The following is a 16,287-nucleotide window of genomic DNA, read 5'->3' on the forward strand; positions in this document are numbered from 1 at the left end:
CGGCCACAACCGGAAGGCTGTGACCTGGGGAAGGGCGGGCGACGGTCTGGCTCACGTGTCGTCGTCGTCGCCGGCGGCGAAGATGGTGTGGGCGGCCTCGGTGAGCCGGATGCAGCGCCGGGTCATGGCCTGCGGCGACTGGTCGGGGTGCTCGATCCACCAGCGGACCAGAGCGGTGCACAGGCCGCGCCAGGCGTATGTGAGGGCGTCGGCGTCCAGTGGGTCGGTGGTTCCGGCCGTGCGCAGGAGTTCGGCGGTGCCGGTCGCGGCGAGGCCGTCGATGGCGTCGCGGTACCGCGCGGCGCGCTGGGCGGCGTCGCTGCCGGGCGGCAGTGTGGGGTCGTAGAGGACGAACCAGGCCCTGCGCTGCCCGTCGAGTGCCGTGAAGAGGGCGTTCAGGACGCGCAGGGGGGTCGGCGGCGCGTCGGTGTCGTGTCCGGCCATGGCGGTGCGGATGGCGTCAAGGAGTCGGTCGCCGATCGGGTCGAGGCAGGCGAGGTAGAGCCCCTGCTTGCTGCCGAAGTACTGGTGCAGCAGCGGCTTGGTGACGCCGACCCGTACGGCGATGGCGGCCACGGTGGTCGCCTCGTAGCCATGGCGGCCGAACTCCTCGGTGGCCGCGGCCAGGATCTGTTGTTCGCGATCGGCTCTCGGCACGCCCTTGGTGCCGGCCTTGGAGGAGACCGTTGTCATGGAATCAGATCTTACCCTAAGGTAATTTACCGCTGGGTAAGTTCAATCGGACCCCGACTGGGAGCACTCTCATGTCTGCGATCCCCTCTGTCCCCCGCTCCGCCCGGACCCGTTCCTGGTGGGGCTGGGGCTATACCGACGCCCACCCCGACGACGCCGAATGCGCCGCGATGGGGGCCCTGCTTCCGGGCACCCTGGCCCGCCCGCTGCCGATACCCCGTATCGCCGACCTGCCCATCGCCCCACCCGCCGTGACGCCCCCGCCCTCCCTCGCGCACCTGGCCACCGGCGACCCGCGGGCGCGCGCCTCCCACGCCATGGGCAAGGCCTACCGCGACGTCATCCGGGCCCTTCGCGCCCGTCCCGGCCGGATCCCCGACCTCGTCGCCCACCCCACCGGCGACCGAGAGGTGGCCGACCTGCTGGACTGGGCCGGCGAGCACGACGTGGCCGTCATTCCCTTCGGCGGCGGCTCCTCGGTGGTCGGCGGCGTGGAGTACCGCGGCGACGCCCACCGCGCCGTGCTGTCGCTCGACCTGACGTCGATGGACCGCGTTCTGGAGATCGACACCGCCGGCCGCGCGGCGCACATCCAGGCAGGAGCCCTCGGCCCCGTACTGGAAGAGCAGCTGCGGCCCCACGGCCTGACCCTGCGCCACTTCCCGCAGAGCTTCGAGTTCTCCACCCTCGGCGGCTGGCTGGCCACTCGGGCCGGCGGCCACTACGCCACCGTCCACACCCACATCGACGACTTCGTGCAGTCCCTGCGTGTGGTCACACCCGCCGGAGCCGGTACGTCCTGGCGCCTGCCCGCCTCCGGCGCCGGCCCGTCGCCCGACCGGCTCTTCCTCGGATCCGAGGGCGCGCTCGGCGTCATCACCGAGGCATGGATGCGCGTGCAGGAACGCCCCCGCCACAAAGCCTCCGCGTCCGTGGCCTTCACCGACTTCCACCGCGCGCTGGACGCCGTGCGCGCCATCGCCCAGTCCGACCTCGCCCCCGCCAACTGCCGCCTGCTCGACGCCGGCGAAGCCCTCCTCTCCGGCGCCTCCCGCGACGGCTCCTCCGTCCTGGTCCTGGGCTTCGAATCCGCCACCGGACCCGTCGGCGACCGCCTCGCGAGCGCGGTGGACCTGGCCCGCGCCCACGGCGGCCGAGCCGAGACGCCCCCGGCGGACCGTGACGCCTCGGCCGGCTCGGCCGGCTCGGCCGGCTCGGCCGTGAGCGCCTGGCGTTCGGCGTTCCTGCGCATGCCCTACCTGCGTGACGGCCTGGCCCGCATGGGCGCCGTCGTCGAGACCTTCGAGACCGCCGCCACCTGGGACAAGATCCCCGCCCTGATCGACGCCGTCCGTACCGGGGTAGGCGCCGCCGCACTGAAGATCACAGGACACCCGGCCACCGTCAACTGCCGCCTGACCCACGTCTACCCCGACGGGGCCGCCCCCTACTTCACCGTGGCCGTCGCCGGCCGACCCGGCGACGAGGTCGAGGTCTGGGACGACATCAAGGCCGTCGCCGGCGAGATCCTGCACCGCCACCGTGCCACGATCACGCACCACCACGCCGTCGGCCGTGACCACCGCGCCGGCTACGACCTCCAGCGCCCGGAGCCCTTCGCGCTGGCCCTGAGCGCGACCAAGGACGCCCTGGACCCCTGCCGCATCCTGAACCCCGGCGTCCTGCTCGACTGACAGGACCGGGTGGGGGACGGCGGTGGGGCCGTGGTGCCCTGTGTGCTTGCTTCGCCTTCGCGGGGTGGGTTCCCCGCGAAGGCGGGCGGGCGGCCGGCACCCGGCGCCGCGGTTCGCCGTCCTGCACCCGTCCCGGACATTGGAGTGGCCCGGGGAAGAACGGGCGGCGTGGTTCCCGTGTCTTCCGGCGCCACTTCCTATGGTCGGCGCAGGTACGGCAGTGGGCCGGCCGCTCAGACCCGATGGGGAGTCATGGTGCGTACGACGGCCAGGCCCGGAACGACGTCCGTGCCCTCGAAGGGGCGTGCCACGCGCCGGTGGGCCCGCCGGCTCGCTGCCGCGGTGGGCCTCGCGGCGCTGTGCGCGCTGCCCACGACGACGGCGGGCGCGACCCCGCCGCAGGCCGGCCGGACCTCCGCGCATGCGCTCCTGTACGTGTCCGACTACGGCAACAACCGGGTTGTCGCCCTGCCCACGAGAGGCGGCGACCAGACACCCGTGCCCTTCGAGGGTCTCGTCCGGCCGACGGGCATGGTCTGGGACGCCTCGGGCCGCCTCTACGTGTCGGACACCGGCAACAACCGCGTGGTCGTGAGGGCGGCGCACGGGGGCGGCCAGTCCACCGTCCCCACCGACGGCTTGTCGCGCCCCCTGGGACTCGCCCTCGATCGGGCCGGGAACCTCTACGTCGCCGACAGCTTCAACGACCGGGTCGTGAAGGTGTCCGTGGCGAGCGGTACCCAGACGACCGTACCGACCACGGGGCTGCTGCACCCCTGGGGGCTGGCGCTGGACGCCGCCGGGAACCTGTACGTCTCCGACTTCGTCAACGACCGTGTCGTCAAGGTGTCCGGAGACGGGAGCGGCCAGTCCACGATCCCCGCCCTCGGCCTCTCGCAGCCGACCGGCCTGGCACTCGGCGCCACGGGGGACCTCTACATCGCCGACAGCGGCAACAACCGCGTGGTCAAGATCGCGGAGGGCGGCGGCCAGACCACCCTCCCCACCACCGGTCTCAGCGATCCGCTCGGCCTCGCGCTCGACGGCTGCGGCGGCCTGTACATCGCCGACGGCTTCAACAACCGTGTCGTCCGCGTCCAGGAGACGGGCGGTGGTCAGACCACCCTCCCGGCCACCGGCCTGAACACGCCCACGGGCCTCGCCTTCCCCCCGACGGGCACCCGCCCCTGAAACCCCACGATCCGGCGCCTCTCGGCCGCGCGCCGACCCACGAGCAGCGGGCACGGGACTTCTCAGCTCCTCACGGAGGGACTCTTCGCTCCTGGCCGGCCGCTCCGGGGCCGGCCGTCCGAGCGTGCGGGGGAAAGGGCGGCCCACCCGCCGCGGGCTCGGACGGGCGGGCCGTGCAGGGGCGCCGACAGGGTTCAGTTCCGGGCGTTCAGTTCCGCAGGGCTTCAGTTCCGGGCGTTCAGTTCCGCGACGATCGAAGCCGGTGTGTGGCCACTGCCGTCGGACACCCGGTGGAAGTCGACCGAGACGAAGTTCGGGTCGCGACCTCCGGCCGCCGGGCGGCACTGCCGGTCGATGCGGTCGCGCAGCTTGGTTCCGTTGTCGAGGGCGGCGTTGATGACCGTGGGTACGTTCCGCTGGTGGCTCATGGTGAAGAGCCTCCGGAAGCCCGGCTCCTGACGGTCCAATGGCACGTCGGACCACCGACTGACGCAGGAGACGTCGTTCCCGAGGTCTCCGAGGCTCCAGAAGTTGCTGACGGTCCACGCCCTGTCGTACATGACACCCAGGTATTCACGGTCGGGCGCGTCGCTGAAGATCAGCAGGCGCTTCCCGGCGCCGACGAGGTCGGTCATTTTCGGCCACCCCTGCTGGCGCACGTTCCATGCGTCAGGCCGGAAGAGCAGCTGGTCGAGGCCGCGTACCCGGCCGAGCGAGTTGCCGAGCTGCTGCGCGCTGACGTAGTCCTCCAGGAAGATCGTCACGACTTCCTCGGGGTTCGCCGCGAGGAAATCCACCACGGTCTGCATGCTGCCCTGGAGGGACTGTCGGGGCAGTGCGTACGTCACCCCGGCGAGGGTCTTGCACTCGCCGTGGCAGAGGTAGACGTCGCTCGGGTAGCAGTCGCTGCCGAAGCTGATCACGCACAGCCACGTGCTGCGCTCGTACCAATGCGTGTCCAGGCTGAGGCCGCGCACTCCGTTGTCGAGCTGGTGGCGTAGGGACTCGGACTGCGCCACTGAACTCCAACGGGAGTCCTCGTAGTTGGCGAACGCGTTGTGGGCACCGAGGAAGGAGACCTCGTCGAGCCGCCGATCCCCCCAACGTGCCCGGGCCTGAGCCACGGCCGTGTCGTTCGCGTTCGACGCCACCGCTGACCCGCGGCTCGCTGCGGGGAGCGGCGCGGCACTGGCCAGCGCCGGCATTCCGAGGAGGCTCACCAGCAGCAGCAGGACCACGGAAAGCCGTCCCGCACTCCGTGACGAACCGGCCCCGACCGAGCGCGGTCCGAACCGCGGGCCCCCGGCTCGGCGGGCGTTCAGAGGTGACATGTCCATGATTGGCATGCGAGGGAGCGTAACGGCTCGACGGCCGATTCGGTCCTGTCGGGAACGTAATGGCCGGCAATGCGCGACGTGCTCCTGCTGCGCACGCCCCCCGGCACGTTTCGTGCCCGGCTTCCCGGCCAGACGCGTGAGTGAAGTCGTTCGGCGCGCGGAGCGAAGGAGAGGGCTGTCATGTCGAAGGTTTCGCATCTGCCCGGTCAGGCGGAGCACCAGTGGGCCTGGCAGAGTGCGGCCGCGTGCCGCGGCCTGGGTACCGAGGTGTTCTTCCACCCGGAGGGCGAGCGCGGCAAGAGCCGGGCGATGCGGGAGGAGACCGCCAAAGCGGTGTGCGACCGATGCCCCGTACAGGCTCGGTGTCTCCAACACGCCGTCAGCGTGGGCGAGCCGTACGGAGTCTGGGGCGGTCGTACGGTCAGCGAGCGCCAGCCGTCCGGGGAAACCGACGCGTCGGCGGCGTAGCCGGTCCGGCTCCTGACGTACCTCCCACACATCGTGGTTCGGCTTGGCCGTCCGGGAAGGGGCAAGGTGACCCGACGGCACGTTTTTCGGCTTCGCCTTGTACTCCCTGATGCTTCTGACCGGCGAGTTGCCGGGCGTCGGTAAGATCAGCGCTCTCATGGGGGGTGCGATGCGAACATCAGGGCGGGGCGGCGTGGGGCAGAAGTACGCGCTGACATCGGACGAGGACGACAGTGACTTCTGGGGCTTTGCTCACGAGGCCGAGGGGCTCTTCACGTCTCTGCCGGATGATGAGGGCTCACGCCGAGTGCGCCTCGAAGGTTGTCTCCCGCAGGGCGGCCTACTGAAGAGCGTCGATCACGTCGGTAGTCGTCGCGCCACGGCGGGGAACGCCTGGCTCGCCCTTCTCGACGGCGACGGTGCCACCATGGGGTCCTACTCCGTCTACGAGGTCACCGTCGTCGACGTCGAACCTTCCGCCCGTGGAACCGGCCTCGTCGACCTCACGGTGACGCTGTGGTGCGAGAACGCCCTTCCCGGAGCGGAACGAGCGTGGGACCTGGTCCGCACGGGTCAACTGAACCGCACCGGCATGTGGCACGAACTCGCACCCGAGGAAAGACACGCGTGGCTGTCGGTGGCGCTGTGGTCCCGGGGGTACCAACGCCAGGGAAAGCCCGATGCCCCGGTAGGCCAGGTGTTCGCCCTGGACGGCCGGCACATCGTCGACGAAGACAGCTTCTACTGTGCGATCGGTGAGGCCGTCAACGGACCCGGCGGATACTTCGGCTGGAACCTGGACGCTCTGGACGACTGCCTTTGCGGCGGGTGGGGCGCCGCTTCTCCCTTCATCTTGCACTGGGAGTCCTCGGCCGAGGCCCGGGCACGGTTGGTGGAGCGCGTCCCTGTCGGCGACCGTGAGGTTGCGCTGTTCGACCTGCTCCTGGAGATCTTCGAGGAACGGGGTGTGAGCGTCTTCCTTCAGTGACAACCGGTCGCTTGGGAGCGATGACCAGCAGCGAGATGACCTCGCCACCGGGGCGCTGATACTGGCGAACGCTCAGGTGGGTGAGCTCGCACAGCTCCTCGAAGCGGACGCCGGAGTGCCGCAGCGTCTCCACCGCTGCCCGGTCCCAGAAGGTGGTTTCCTCCTCGGCGGCGATGTGGACCGTCTCGCCGCTGTCGTTGTTCCGCGGAGGCGGCGGATCGGTGCTGTGTGACGGCTGAGCTTGCGTTCGGCTTCGCTCAGCGCGTGTGTGTAGCTGGTGCCGACGAAGGTGAACGTCTCTCCTTCGGCCGCCCCCTCGGCGAGCTGGAGCAGCCGGCGGAAGTGGTCGTAGCGGGACTCGACGTACTCGAGTCACGCCGGCGGTGGAGCCGCCGTGCAGGAGGGGCACAGTCCGCGGTAGACGATCTCGACGTCGGACACCGCGAAGCCGAAGCGCTCTTGCGCGGGGAGGCCGGCCAGTGGGTCGCCGACGGGATGGACGTCGCGGATGAGGCCGCAGGCGGAGCACACGAGGTGTTGGTGGGGGCGGTGCGCGTTCGGGTCGTAGCGCTTGGCCCGTCCGTGCGGGGAGAGTTCCGCGACCTCGCCGAGGGCGACCAGCTCGCCCAGGGTGTTGTAGACGCTGGCTCGGGAGATCTCGGGCAGTCGCCGGGCCGCGCGGGCGTGGACCTCGTCGGCGGTGAGGTGCACGTGCTCGCCGTGGAGGACCTCCGCGACGACACGCCGCTGGGATGTCATGCGCCAGCCGCGCCCCCGCAGCCGCTCCAGCAGGTCACTCATCTCGGTTCACCAGTTCGGGTTCGGAGGGAAAAAGGATTCGGAGGGACAAAGGATGTGGCGGACAAAGGATTCGGCGGGACCGGTCACGGGGCCGAAAGGGAGCTACAGGGTACCCGGCGGTGATAAGAGCCGGGCTTTTCCGACCGGCGGGAGAGATATCGATGATCGTACGATCTTTCCTGTTCTCGCCCATTCCCGCCCGGCCCGAGCGGGAAAGTTTCTCGGGTGGGGGAGCCCTGCGTGTTCTCTCCGCCGGGGGCTCCGCGGTGCGCGACCATACGGACGCCGTCAAGAGCGAGCAGCCAGATGGAAGCACCGAGACAGGAAGAAGGACGGACGTGTCCGGCAGCGAAAGCGAGAACCCCGCAATCCCCTCCCCCACCCCCGCGCCCACTCGTCCCAGGACGAACCGGGACTGGTGGCCGAACCAGTTGGACCTCCAGGTTCTCCATAAGAACTCGCCCCAGGCCGATCCGATGGGCGAGGACTTCGACTACGCGGAGGAGTTCGCGACCCTGGACGTCGACGCGCTGAAGCGCGACGTCTTCGAGGTGATGACGACGTCGCAGGACTGGTGGCCCGCCGACTACGGCCACTACGGGCCGCTCTTCATCCGGATGAGCTGGCACGCGGCGGGAACGTACCGCATCGCCGACGGCCGCGGCGGCGGCGGTTCCGGCGCGCAGCGCTTCGCCCCTCTCAACAGCTGGCCGGACAACGCGAGTCTGGACAAGGCGCGGCGGCTGCTCTGGCCGGTGAAGCAGAAGTACGGGCGGAAGATCTCCTGGGCCGACCTTCTGGTTTTCGCCGGCAACTGCGCCATGGAGTCGATGGGGTTCAAGACGTTCGGATTCGGCTTCGGCCGGGAGGACATCTGGGAACCGGATGAGGTTTTCTGGGGGCCCGAGGACACCTGGCTGGGAGACGAGCGCTACAGCGGTGACCGGGAACTCACCGGTCCTTTCGGTGCGGTGCAGATGGGTCTGATCTACGTCAATCCCGAAGGTCCCAACGGAAATCCGGATCCCCTCGCCGCCGCCCGGGACATTCGCGAGACGTTCGGGCGCATGGCGATGAACGACGAGGAGACGGTCGCGCTCATCGTCGGCGGCCACACCTTCGGCAAGTGCCACGGCGCGGTGGACCCCGAGTACGTCGGTCCGGAACCGGAGGCCGCCCCGCTGGAGCAGCAGGGCCTCGGCTGGCACAACTCGTTCGGCAGCGGCAAGGGCGCCGATACGATCACCAGCGGGCTCGAGGGCGCGTGGACGAGCGAGCCGACGAGGTGGGACAACGGGTACCTGGACAACCTGTTCGCCTACGACTGGGAGCTGACGACGAGCCCGGCCGGGGCGCAGCAGTGGACCCCCAAGGACCCTGCGGCGCAGGGCACGGTGCCGGACGCGCACGATCCCGGCAGGCGGCACGCCCCGATGATGCTGACGACGGACCTCGCGTTGAAGCTGGATCCCGTCTACGCCCCGATCTCGAAGAGCTTCCACGAGAACCCGGACAAGCTCGCCGACGCGTTCGCCAGGGCCTGGTACAAGCTGCTGCACCGGGACATGGGCCCGGTCTCGCGCTATCTCGGCCCGTGGATCCCCGAACCGCAGCTGTGGCAGGACCCGGTGCCGTCGGTCGACCACGAGCTGGTGGCGGACGGGGACGTCGCCGCACTCAAGGACCGGATCCTCTCCTCCGGGCTGACCGTTTCCCAACTGGCCGCCACGGCCTGGGCGTCGGCGGCCAGCTTCCGCGGCACCGACAAGCGGGGCGGTGCGAACGGCGCCCGGATCCGGCTCGCGCCGCAGAAGGACTGGGAGGTCAACGCCCTGCCCGAGGTGGCCGAGACCGTGCGGACCCTCGAAGGGATCCAGCAGGACTTCAACGGTTCCCAGAGCGGCGGGACCAAGGTCTCGCTCGCCGACCTGATCGTCCTGGGCGGCTGCGCGGCGGTCGAGCAGGCCGCGAAGAACGCCGGGCACGACATCACGGTCCCGTTCGCCCCGGGACGCACGGACGCCACGCAGGAGCAGACGGATGTGGAGTCGTTCGCCGTGCTGGAGCCGCGGGCCGACGGGTTCCGCAACTACCTGCCGGCGGGTGAGAAGCTCTCGCCGGAGACGCTGCTGCTGGACCGTGCCGGCATGCTGAACCTGACGGCGCCCGAGATGACGGTGCTCGTCGGCGGTATGCGCGCCCTCGACACCGGCTTCAAGCGGTCCGCGCACGGTGTGTTCACCGACCGGCCGGAGACCCTGACCAACGACTTCTTCGTCAACCTGCTCGACATGGGTACGCAGTGGAAGGCGTCGGCCATGGACGAGAACGTGTTCGAGGGGCGCGTCGCCGGCACGGAGGGCGGCGAACCGAAGTGGACCGCCACCGCCGTGGACCTGGTCTTCGGTGCGAACTCCCAGCTGCGGGCCATCTCGGAGGTCTACGCGGCCAAGGACGCGCGCGAGAAGTTCGTCCGTGACTTCGTCGCCGCCTGGGACAAGGTCATGAACCTCGACCGGTTCGACCTCGCCTGACGCGACGTCCCCCGCCGACTACGACCGGATGCCCACCGGACGTCGCTCGGACTACGGCCCGGAGTGCGACTCGCAGTCCGGGCCGTAGTCCGAGGCGGGATGCCCGGACCGTAGTCCGAGGCGGGCGTCCCGGCCGGCTGCTCGTGGCGGCCGACGGGGCGGACGACCCTCCCCCGCGTGGGGGAGACGGAGGGGCGGGTCTCCTTCCGAGGCCGGCGTCGAGGCCCGTCCCCAGGGGCGATGCCGGGGAGACGGCACGCCGAGACGATGGACTCATGAGGACCACGCAACGCGACCCGAGCCTTCCGCCCCCGCCCCGTTGGGCCGTCCGAGCCGCCCACGCCGCAGCGCTGCTCACCCTGCCGTCCGGGGTCTGGCGCCTGCTTCTGGCGGCCGGTTTCACCGCCGGGTACACCGAGGCCGGGTACGAGGCGATGGGCTTCACCGGCTGGGGTGCGGTGTACGTGGTCGGGCTCACCGTGGGCGGAGAGCTGCTCGCGTTGCTCACGCTCGGGCTGGTCCGGCCGTGGGGTGAGGTGCTGCCGTCGTGGGTCCCCCTCGTCGGCGGACGCCGGCCGAACCCGCGTGCGGTGACCGTGGCGGCGAGCTGCGGCGCCGCGGCGCTGACGCTGATCCTCACCCAGTTCGCCTTCTGGTGGGCCTTCCCCCATCCCGACATGACCCCACTCGGCAGCACCATCGCGGGAATCCTCTACCTGCCGCTGGTCGCCTGGGGGCCACTCCTTGCCGCCGTCACCCGCGCCCACCACCGGCGGCGTCACGCCGCAGGACGCTGACCGGTCCAGCATCCCCCGTCCCCGCTTCGGCCAGTGCACGTGCGCGTGCAAGCTGCACGACGGGCCACCCGTCGGCGAGGAACTCGTGTAGATGCGGGCGCCAGTTACTCGTCGTCTTCCTCGTCTCCCTCGTCTTCGTCGTACCAGCCTTCGACCATGCCGACGAGTCGTTCGTCGATCGGGTTGTCGAACTCGTCCTCGGTGGCGAGGAGTCGGCGCAGCGTGTTCAGGGGGTACCAGTGTTCGCCGGGCTTGGCATCGGGGGCGCCGACACAGGGGGTGTCCAGGTATGCGGGGTCCGGGACCGTCGGATAGAACGCCGGGAGCAGGCCGAAGGCAACGTCCGGTTCGAACTTCCATACCCAGCCCTCGCGCCGCCGGCGCAGGGTCTCGCCGATGTACCACACGGCACCCTGGATGAAGGGGGAGCGGCGCTGTGCGGTGATCTCCTCCGACTCGGCGAACGACGCCTTGACGAGGTCTTCCAGGACATCGAGGGAGGCGTCGGAGAAGTCGAACCGGTCGACGCCGCCGGCTTCCCGAGCCCAGCGTTCGAAGGAGGCCTGGCGTTCGGTGAGCCAGGCCAGGAGGTCGGGGTGGCGGGTGGAGTCGTAGTCGGAGTGGGGCGTGGTCATGCGCCAGAACCTACCGAACCGTGCTGTCACCCGCGCAGGATCTTCGCGGAGTTATCACACGACGCGTCAACAACGCCTTGTCCGTGCGGTGTTGGCGGACTCTAGTGTGGTGGGTCGGCAGGAGTGGGCACGATACGGGGGCCCCTTGTCCGGCCTGCCCTCGCAGTCTTGAGTCCCGTGGCCCCCACGACCAGGGACACTACGTGAGCACACCTATACGACAGCGCCTGAAGAGGCGCTTATCTGCCGCGCTGGCGGTCGTTTCCTCGGCGGCGGTGCTGCTGGTCGGCCTGCCGTCCGTGGCGTCGGCCGCGCCCGGGGACTACGCGAAGATCACCGGCGGCAAGCGGTGCGATCAGATGCACCTGAAGAGGACCGTCCCGCGTACGCCCAACAACTCGGGTGCGCCGACGGGGCAGCACCAATGGACGAAGTCCGGGCCGGACGAGGAGTACTACTACAACAACGCGTTCAAGGGCTTCGAGAACGTTCCCGCGCCCACCGCGGCCGAGTTGGGGCAGCTCACCGGCAGCCGCGCGGACATCGACAAGTGGGACGCGGCGTATGCGGCCTCCAAGGACCCGGAGGACATGCGCAAGGCGATCTACTCCCGCTACAAGCGGCACCGGAACGAGTCGAGCAGCCCCAAGCCGTTCGGCAGCTGGAAGGTCAACCTGATCAGCGCGCAGGTCAGCAAGCAGAAGGGGGGCGTGTTCGAGGTCAAGGCGGTTCAGGACTTCAACATGGTCGGCCCTGACTGGCTGTGCGAGGTCACGATCGAGATCTTCGACAAGGACGGCAAGAAGATCGCCTCCCGGCGCTACGACTCCTACAACCAGCGCACCGGTGAGCTGGGGGAGTTCAAGTCCGACGGCAAGCGCAAGCCGGCCCAGCTCCGGGCCGACAGGGTCATCCTGCGGCACAAGGACGCGAAGTACGACTTCACCCGGCACCGCCTGACGATGTTCACGTCGGAGAAGCCGAACGGGGCCACCCTCCGCGACTACAAGGCCGAGAACGACAAGCTGCGGGCGGAGCGGGGGACGGGGAACAACCCGATCCGGATCGCGGAGCGCCGGGCGACCGCGAAGGGCCTGTGGCCGCAGACGAAGTACACGAAGACGTACGACGTGTTCAACCCGCTGCCGAACCGCGGCACCCAGGGTCCGGGCGCCTCGATGGCCTACGGGTCGGGACGGAACCCGGCCCAGGCCCGGCAGTTGCAGAACCAGTACCTGGCGGACAACGCCCGGTCCGCGCTCGGCCGGGGCCCGGGCGGGGTGGACTTCTCCACCCTGGAGCTCCAGTACGTCGGCAACCCGGTCAAGGGCAAGGCCCTGGACTACTCCATGAAGGCCGACCTCGTGCCCGATGAGGACGACAACCCGGGCTGGGGCGGACAGGCGAAGCTCGAACTGGCCTCCGATGCCCTGTTCACGTGGCTGGCGCTCACCCCGGACCGGCAGTGGGTGAACCTCAACCCCGACCAGCCCGACACCATCATGGACAAGGCGTTCGGTGAGACCGACGCCGGCCGTGTCCTCCTCGTCGCCGACATGGAGATGAAGCGGGACTTCTCCCGCGCCATGGACCCCAAGAAGTCCCCGGGCAAGGAGTTCATGGCCGCCGCCCCCAAGGTCGAAGGGGTGCCGTGCTGGGGATCGGGACGCAACTGGATCGTTCCCGGCCGGGCGAAGGTCCGCGAGCAGGACGGCGGGATCTACATCCTCGACGCCCCGCTGGAGGTCAACCACGCGGCGATGGACTTCGACACCCCCGTACAGGGAGAGAACTGCTCGAAGAAGCTCAGCAAGGAGGAGAAGGAGCGCAGCCACCGGCTGATCACCCAGTACCTCGTCCCGCATGTCGCGCAGCAGATCAACACCGACCCCAAGTACGCCGACCTGCGCCGCGTCTACAAGTCCCGCGTCGCGGCCGAGTGGATCCGTCAGCAGGACGCGAAGAAGGCGACCGACTTCCGTCCCCTCATCAACAGCAACAACCTGAAGCGGTGGCCGCTGCGCGGTGAGAACGCCCACTGGGACAAGCGGACCGTGTGGCAGGAGATGGTGAAGTCCTTCACCAAGGGCGACTTCACCTACGAATGGCCCCTCGGTGACGGCCGGATCTACACGTTCTTCGTCGGCGGCATCGACTTCGCCAAGGCCCCCAAGCGGAACATCACCGCAGTCGAGTTCACCGCCCAGCACCGTGAACTGCCCCGCGAGACGCAGGACTCCGTCCGCACGGAGACCTCTGCCCGCGACAGCGACACCGCGTTCCTGGGCGGCAACGGCGCCGCCCTGACAGATGACGGGAAGCCCGAGCCGACGCCGACGCCGACGCCAAAGCCGACGCCGACCGACCCGCCCACGTCACCGGGCCCGGACCCGACCACGCCCGGCAACGGCGACACCGGCGGCAGCGGGGGCGCGACGCCTCCTGCTAACCGGCCGGCCCCGGACGGCGGCCTCGCCGACACCGGATCGGACACCCCGATCGGCCTGATCTCCGGCATCGCCGTCGCGATCGCCGCCACCGGCGCGGCCCTGGTGTGGTGGATGCGGCGTCGCCGCACCGTCCAGGAGTAGCCTGAACGAGCAGCGCAAACAGGAAGGGCCCCACCCCGGTTCGCCCCGGGGCGGGGCCCTTCCCATGCGTACTGCCGATGTCGGGGTCAGGCGCAGGGCCCGGCGTTGAGGGTGAAGGCCGTGGGAGGGGGAGTGGAGCCGGTGTGGCTCCCCTGGACTCCGAAACTCACGGTCGCTCCCGGGGCGATCGTCCGGTTCCAGTCCGTGTTGCGGGCGCTGACGGCGGTGCCGCTCTGGGTGACGGTGGCGTTCCACGAGCTCGTGACGCGCTGGCCGGCCGGGTACGTCCAGGCCAGCTGCCATCCGTCCACGGCCGTCGGACCGGCGTTCTTGACGGTGACGTTCGCGGTGAAGCCGGTGCTCCAGACGTTGCTCACCGCGTAGGTCACCGTGCAGGAAGCGGTGGGCGGTTCGCCGCCGGTGGAGGTCCGCTCGGCGGCGTAGGCGGCGAGCCAGGCCAGCGGGGCGTTCCAGTTGACCGCCACCTCGTTGGTCGAGTACGAGTCGATGTGGTCGACGTAGCAGGCGGCGGGTGCGCAGCCGCGCAGCCTCTCCTGGGCCAGCGGGTCCTGGAGCGCACTGTTGGGGCCGCCCGCGAGCGAACCGGCGGGCGGGTGGGGAAGGGAGGCGTCCAGCTGGTGTGCCCAGAAGCGGTGGTGCTGGTTCTGCGAGGACGTCTCGCCGTGGCCGGTGACGTAGGACTGGCCCAGGGCGTTGCGCCCCAGCAGGTAGTCCATGGTCTCCAGGGCACCGGCGCGGTAGCGCGCGTCGCCCGTCAGCTCCCCGGCGACGGCCATGACGATGGCGTCGTTGGCGACCTCACCGTTCGATCCCCAGAAGTAGCCGTCCGCGGGGACGGGTACGGCGTACCCCTGGGCAGCCATCCTGGACAGGTAGCCGTCGGCCGCGGCGGTCACCGAGGTGCGGATCCGGGCCGTGTCGGCGGCGGGCAGCCCGTTCGGGACGGTGGCCAGGACGAGCCGGCCGAGCGCGGCGGTGTCCGCCCAGCCGAAGCCGTACGGGCTGATGGCGTCGGCGGAGGTGTGCCAGGACGAGGAGGTGACCGCATCCCGGAAGGCGCTCTCGCCGGTCGCCGCGTACAGCTCGGCCGCGGCCCAGTAGAACTCGTCGGTGACCCGCGTGTCCCCGTAGGCCCCGCCGCCGGTCCCGTCGGAATCCGGTGCGTACATCGCCGGGTTGGCCTGCGCGGCGCTCCACGCCCGACGGGCGGCCGACAGGCAGCGGTCGGCGTAGGCGGAGTCGTACGGCCGGAAGACCCGGGCGCACTGCGCGGCGGCTGCCGCGAGGTTGAGGGTGGCCGCCGTGGACGGGCGGTGCAGTTCCCGTGGCTGGGGATCCTGTTCGGGGCGCATCGGCATGCCGGTCCAGGCGGCGTCATGGATCTTGTGGAAGGCCATGCCCGCGTACGGCCTGCCGTCGGGCACCTGCATCCGCATCAGGAAGTCGAGCTCCCACCGCGCCTCGTCGAGGACGTCGGGGATGCCGTTGCCGCGCTCGGGGACGCGCAGGGTGGAGTCGCCCAGCGCCGCTTCCTTGCCGGCTCGCTCGGCCCTCTCGAAGGAGTTGACGAGCAGCCAGGTGGAGATGCCGCCGTTGACCACGTACTTGCCTTGGTCGCCGGCGTCGTACCAGCCGCCCCTGACATCCTGGGTGTAGTCGCACACCGTGGCCTGACAGGGGACGGAGACGTCGCCCTTGTTGGGTGCGACGCCGAGGTGTCCGGCCGGGCGTGCGTAGGCCGAACCCACCAGGGAGGCGTCGATCGCGATGCCGCTGCGCTGGTGGTGGAAGAACGCCATCGCATCGGAGCGCAGCGTGTCGTAGAGGTCCACGCGGATGTCGAACGGAGCGCTGCTGCTGCCGTCCACGCTCAGGACGTACCCGGTGCCCGCCACCCGGTGCGAGGAGAAGTCCGCCACCTGGACGGACTGTCCGGAGGGGGCGTCCGCGCCGCGTGGGACGGTCGAACCGGAGGCGACCACCGTGCCGGACGCGTTCCGCAGCTGCCAGCCGAGCGCCTGCGTCGCCGTGGTGACGACGGTGGCGCGCTTCGGCCCGTCGGGCAGGTAGCCGACCTGGTTGACGCGTACGGCTGTGGTCGCCGCCGTCGTGGCGGATGCGCCCGCGGCAGCCTGTGCCGGCACGAGACCCCCGACGAGGAGGGCGCCGGTCAGGAGCGTGGCGGAGAGGCGTGCGGGGCGGCGCAGTAACGAGGCCGTGGTGGGGGGCATGGGGGCGGCTCCTACGGGATGTGGGGGTCAGCAGGAAGTGGCGCTGGTGGCGTCGCGAGCTGGTGGAGAGAGCCGAGGCTCGTCTCGGATGAGCACGTACTGACTCCGGCTTGCGGCCCACCTCTCCGCCACCGGCGCAACTGGTGGGGGAAAGTATGGGAGCGCTCCCAGAGCGCGTCACGTCGAACCGGGGCAGACAGGTCGAAGATCTGGACCGGACAGTAGTGACGCCCGGTGCCGCCGTCAACGGTCCCGACGGGGGCACCGCGAAGTCGGCTGCCCGTCGATGCGCGAAGCGCGAGATCC

The 16,287-nt window shown here is 70.4% G+C and carries 12 protein-coding genes; 7 read left to right on the plus strand and 5 right to left on the minus strand.

Annotated features, from left to right (window positions below):
* Positions 1-51: 51 nt before the first annotated feature.
* The gene (locus MRBLMG1_RS28085; protein WP_367826930.1) at positions 52-693 is read right to left on the minus strand and encodes a TetR/AcrR family transcriptional regulator; all 642 of its coding nucleotides are present in this window, start codon (positions 691-693) and stop codon (positions 52-54) included.
* A 71-nt stretch (positions 694-764) separates the two neighbouring features.
* Here MRBLMG1_RS28085 and MRBLMG1_RS28090 point away from each other — a divergent pair, with 71 nt between their 5' ends.
* Together MRBLMG1_RS28090 and MRBLMG1_RS28095 are read left to right on the plus strand one after the other, a co-directional pair.
* Positions 765-2,387: an FAD-binding oxidoreductase gene (locus MRBLMG1_RS28090; RefSeq protein ID WP_367826931.1), complete on the plus strand. Its 1,623-nt coding sequence runs from the start codon at positions 765-767 to the stop codon at positions 2,385-2,387.
* Between the two features lie 252 nt (positions 2,388-2,639).
* On the plus strand, positions 2,640-3,578 hold the full coding sequence (locus tag MRBLMG1_RS28095; protein WP_367826932.1) for an SMP-30/gluconolactonase/LRE family protein: 939 nt from the start codon (positions 2,640-2,642) through the stop codon (positions 3,576-3,578).
* A 224-nt stretch (positions 3,579-3,802) separates the two neighbouring features.
* Here the strand turns inward: MRBLMG1_RS28095 and MRBLMG1_RS28100 are convergent, their stop codons facing one another.
* The gene (locus tag MRBLMG1_RS28100; protein ID WP_367826933.1) at positions 3,803-4,816 is read right to left on the minus strand and encodes a PI-PLC domain-containing protein; all 1,014 of its coding nucleotides are present in this window, start codon (positions 4,814-4,816) and stop codon (positions 3,803-3,805) included.
* 279 nt (positions 4,817-5,095) lie between these two features.
* Here MRBLMG1_RS28100 and MRBLMG1_RS28105 point away from each other — a divergent pair, with 279 nt between their 5' ends.
* Together MRBLMG1_RS28105 and MRBLMG1_RS28110 are read left to right on the plus strand one after the other, a co-directional pair.
* A complete protein-coding gene (locus MRBLMG1_RS28105; protein ID WP_367826934.1) occupies positions 5,096-5,383 on the plus strand; it encodes a WhiB family transcriptional regulator in 288 nt (95 codons plus the stop codon).
* 193 nt (positions 5,384-5,576) lie between these two features.
* The gene (locus MRBLMG1_RS28110) at positions 5,577-6,371 is read left to right on the plus strand and encodes a barstar family protein (RefSeq protein ID WP_367826935.1); all 795 of its coding nucleotides are present in this window, start codon (positions 5,577-5,579) and stop codon (positions 6,369-6,371) included.
* A gap of 372 nt (positions 6,372-6,743) precedes the next feature.
* Here the strand turns inward: MRBLMG1_RS28110 and MRBLMG1_RS28115 are convergent, their stop codons facing one another.
* On the minus strand, positions 6,744-7,172 hold the full coding sequence (locus MRBLMG1_RS28115; protein ID WP_367826936.1) for a Fur family transcriptional regulator: 429 nt from the start codon (positions 7,170-7,172) through the stop codon (positions 6,744-6,746).
* A 338-nt stretch (positions 7,173-7,510) separates the two neighbouring features.
* Between MRBLMG1_RS28115 and katG the strand changes: the two genes are divergently transcribed.
* A complete protein-coding gene (gene katG, locus MRBLMG1_RS28120) occupies positions 7,511-9,706 on the plus strand; it encodes a catalase/peroxidase HPI (protein WP_367826937.1) in 2,196 nt (731 codons plus the stop codon).
* Positions 9,707-9,981: 275 nt separating this feature from the next.
* Positions 9,982-10,503 (plus strand): hypothetical protein, encoded by a 522-nt coding sequence (locus MRBLMG1_RS28125; protein WP_367826938.1) that lies wholly within the window; start codon positions 9,982-9,984, stop codon positions 10,501-10,503.
* 104 nt (positions 10,504-10,607) lie between these two features.
* On the opposite strand, the gene MRBLMG1_RS28130 is transcribed toward MRBLMG1_RS28125, so the two are convergent.
* Positions 10,608-11,138 (minus strand): hypothetical protein, encoded by a 531-nt coding sequence (locus MRBLMG1_RS28130; RefSeq protein ID WP_367826939.1) that lies wholly within the window; start codon positions 11,136-11,138, stop codon positions 10,608-10,610.
* Positions 11,139-11,341: 203 nt separating this feature from the next.
* On the opposite strand from MRBLMG1_RS28130, the gene MRBLMG1_RS28135 reads away from it, so the two are divergent.
* A complete protein-coding gene (locus MRBLMG1_RS28135; protein ID WP_367826940.1) occupies positions 11,342-13,729 on the plus strand; it encodes a hypothetical protein in 2,388 nt (795 codons plus the stop codon).
* Between the two features lie 86 nt (positions 13,730-13,815).
* Here MRBLMG1_RS28135 and MRBLMG1_RS28140 read toward each other — a convergent pair whose 3' ends face one another.
* The gene (locus tag MRBLMG1_RS28140) at positions 13,816-15,981 is read right to left on the minus strand and encodes a glycoside hydrolase family 9 protein (RefSeq protein WP_367826941.1); all 2,166 of its coding nucleotides are present in this window, start codon (positions 15,979-15,981) and stop codon (positions 13,816-13,818) included.
* Positions 15,982-16,287 lie beyond the last annotated feature (306 nt).

It is taken from the genome of Streptomyces sp. LMG1-1-1.1 (assembly GCF_040815545.1).
Classification (GTDB): Bacteria; Actinomycetota; Actinomycetes; order Streptomycetales; family Streptomycetaceae; genus Streptomyces.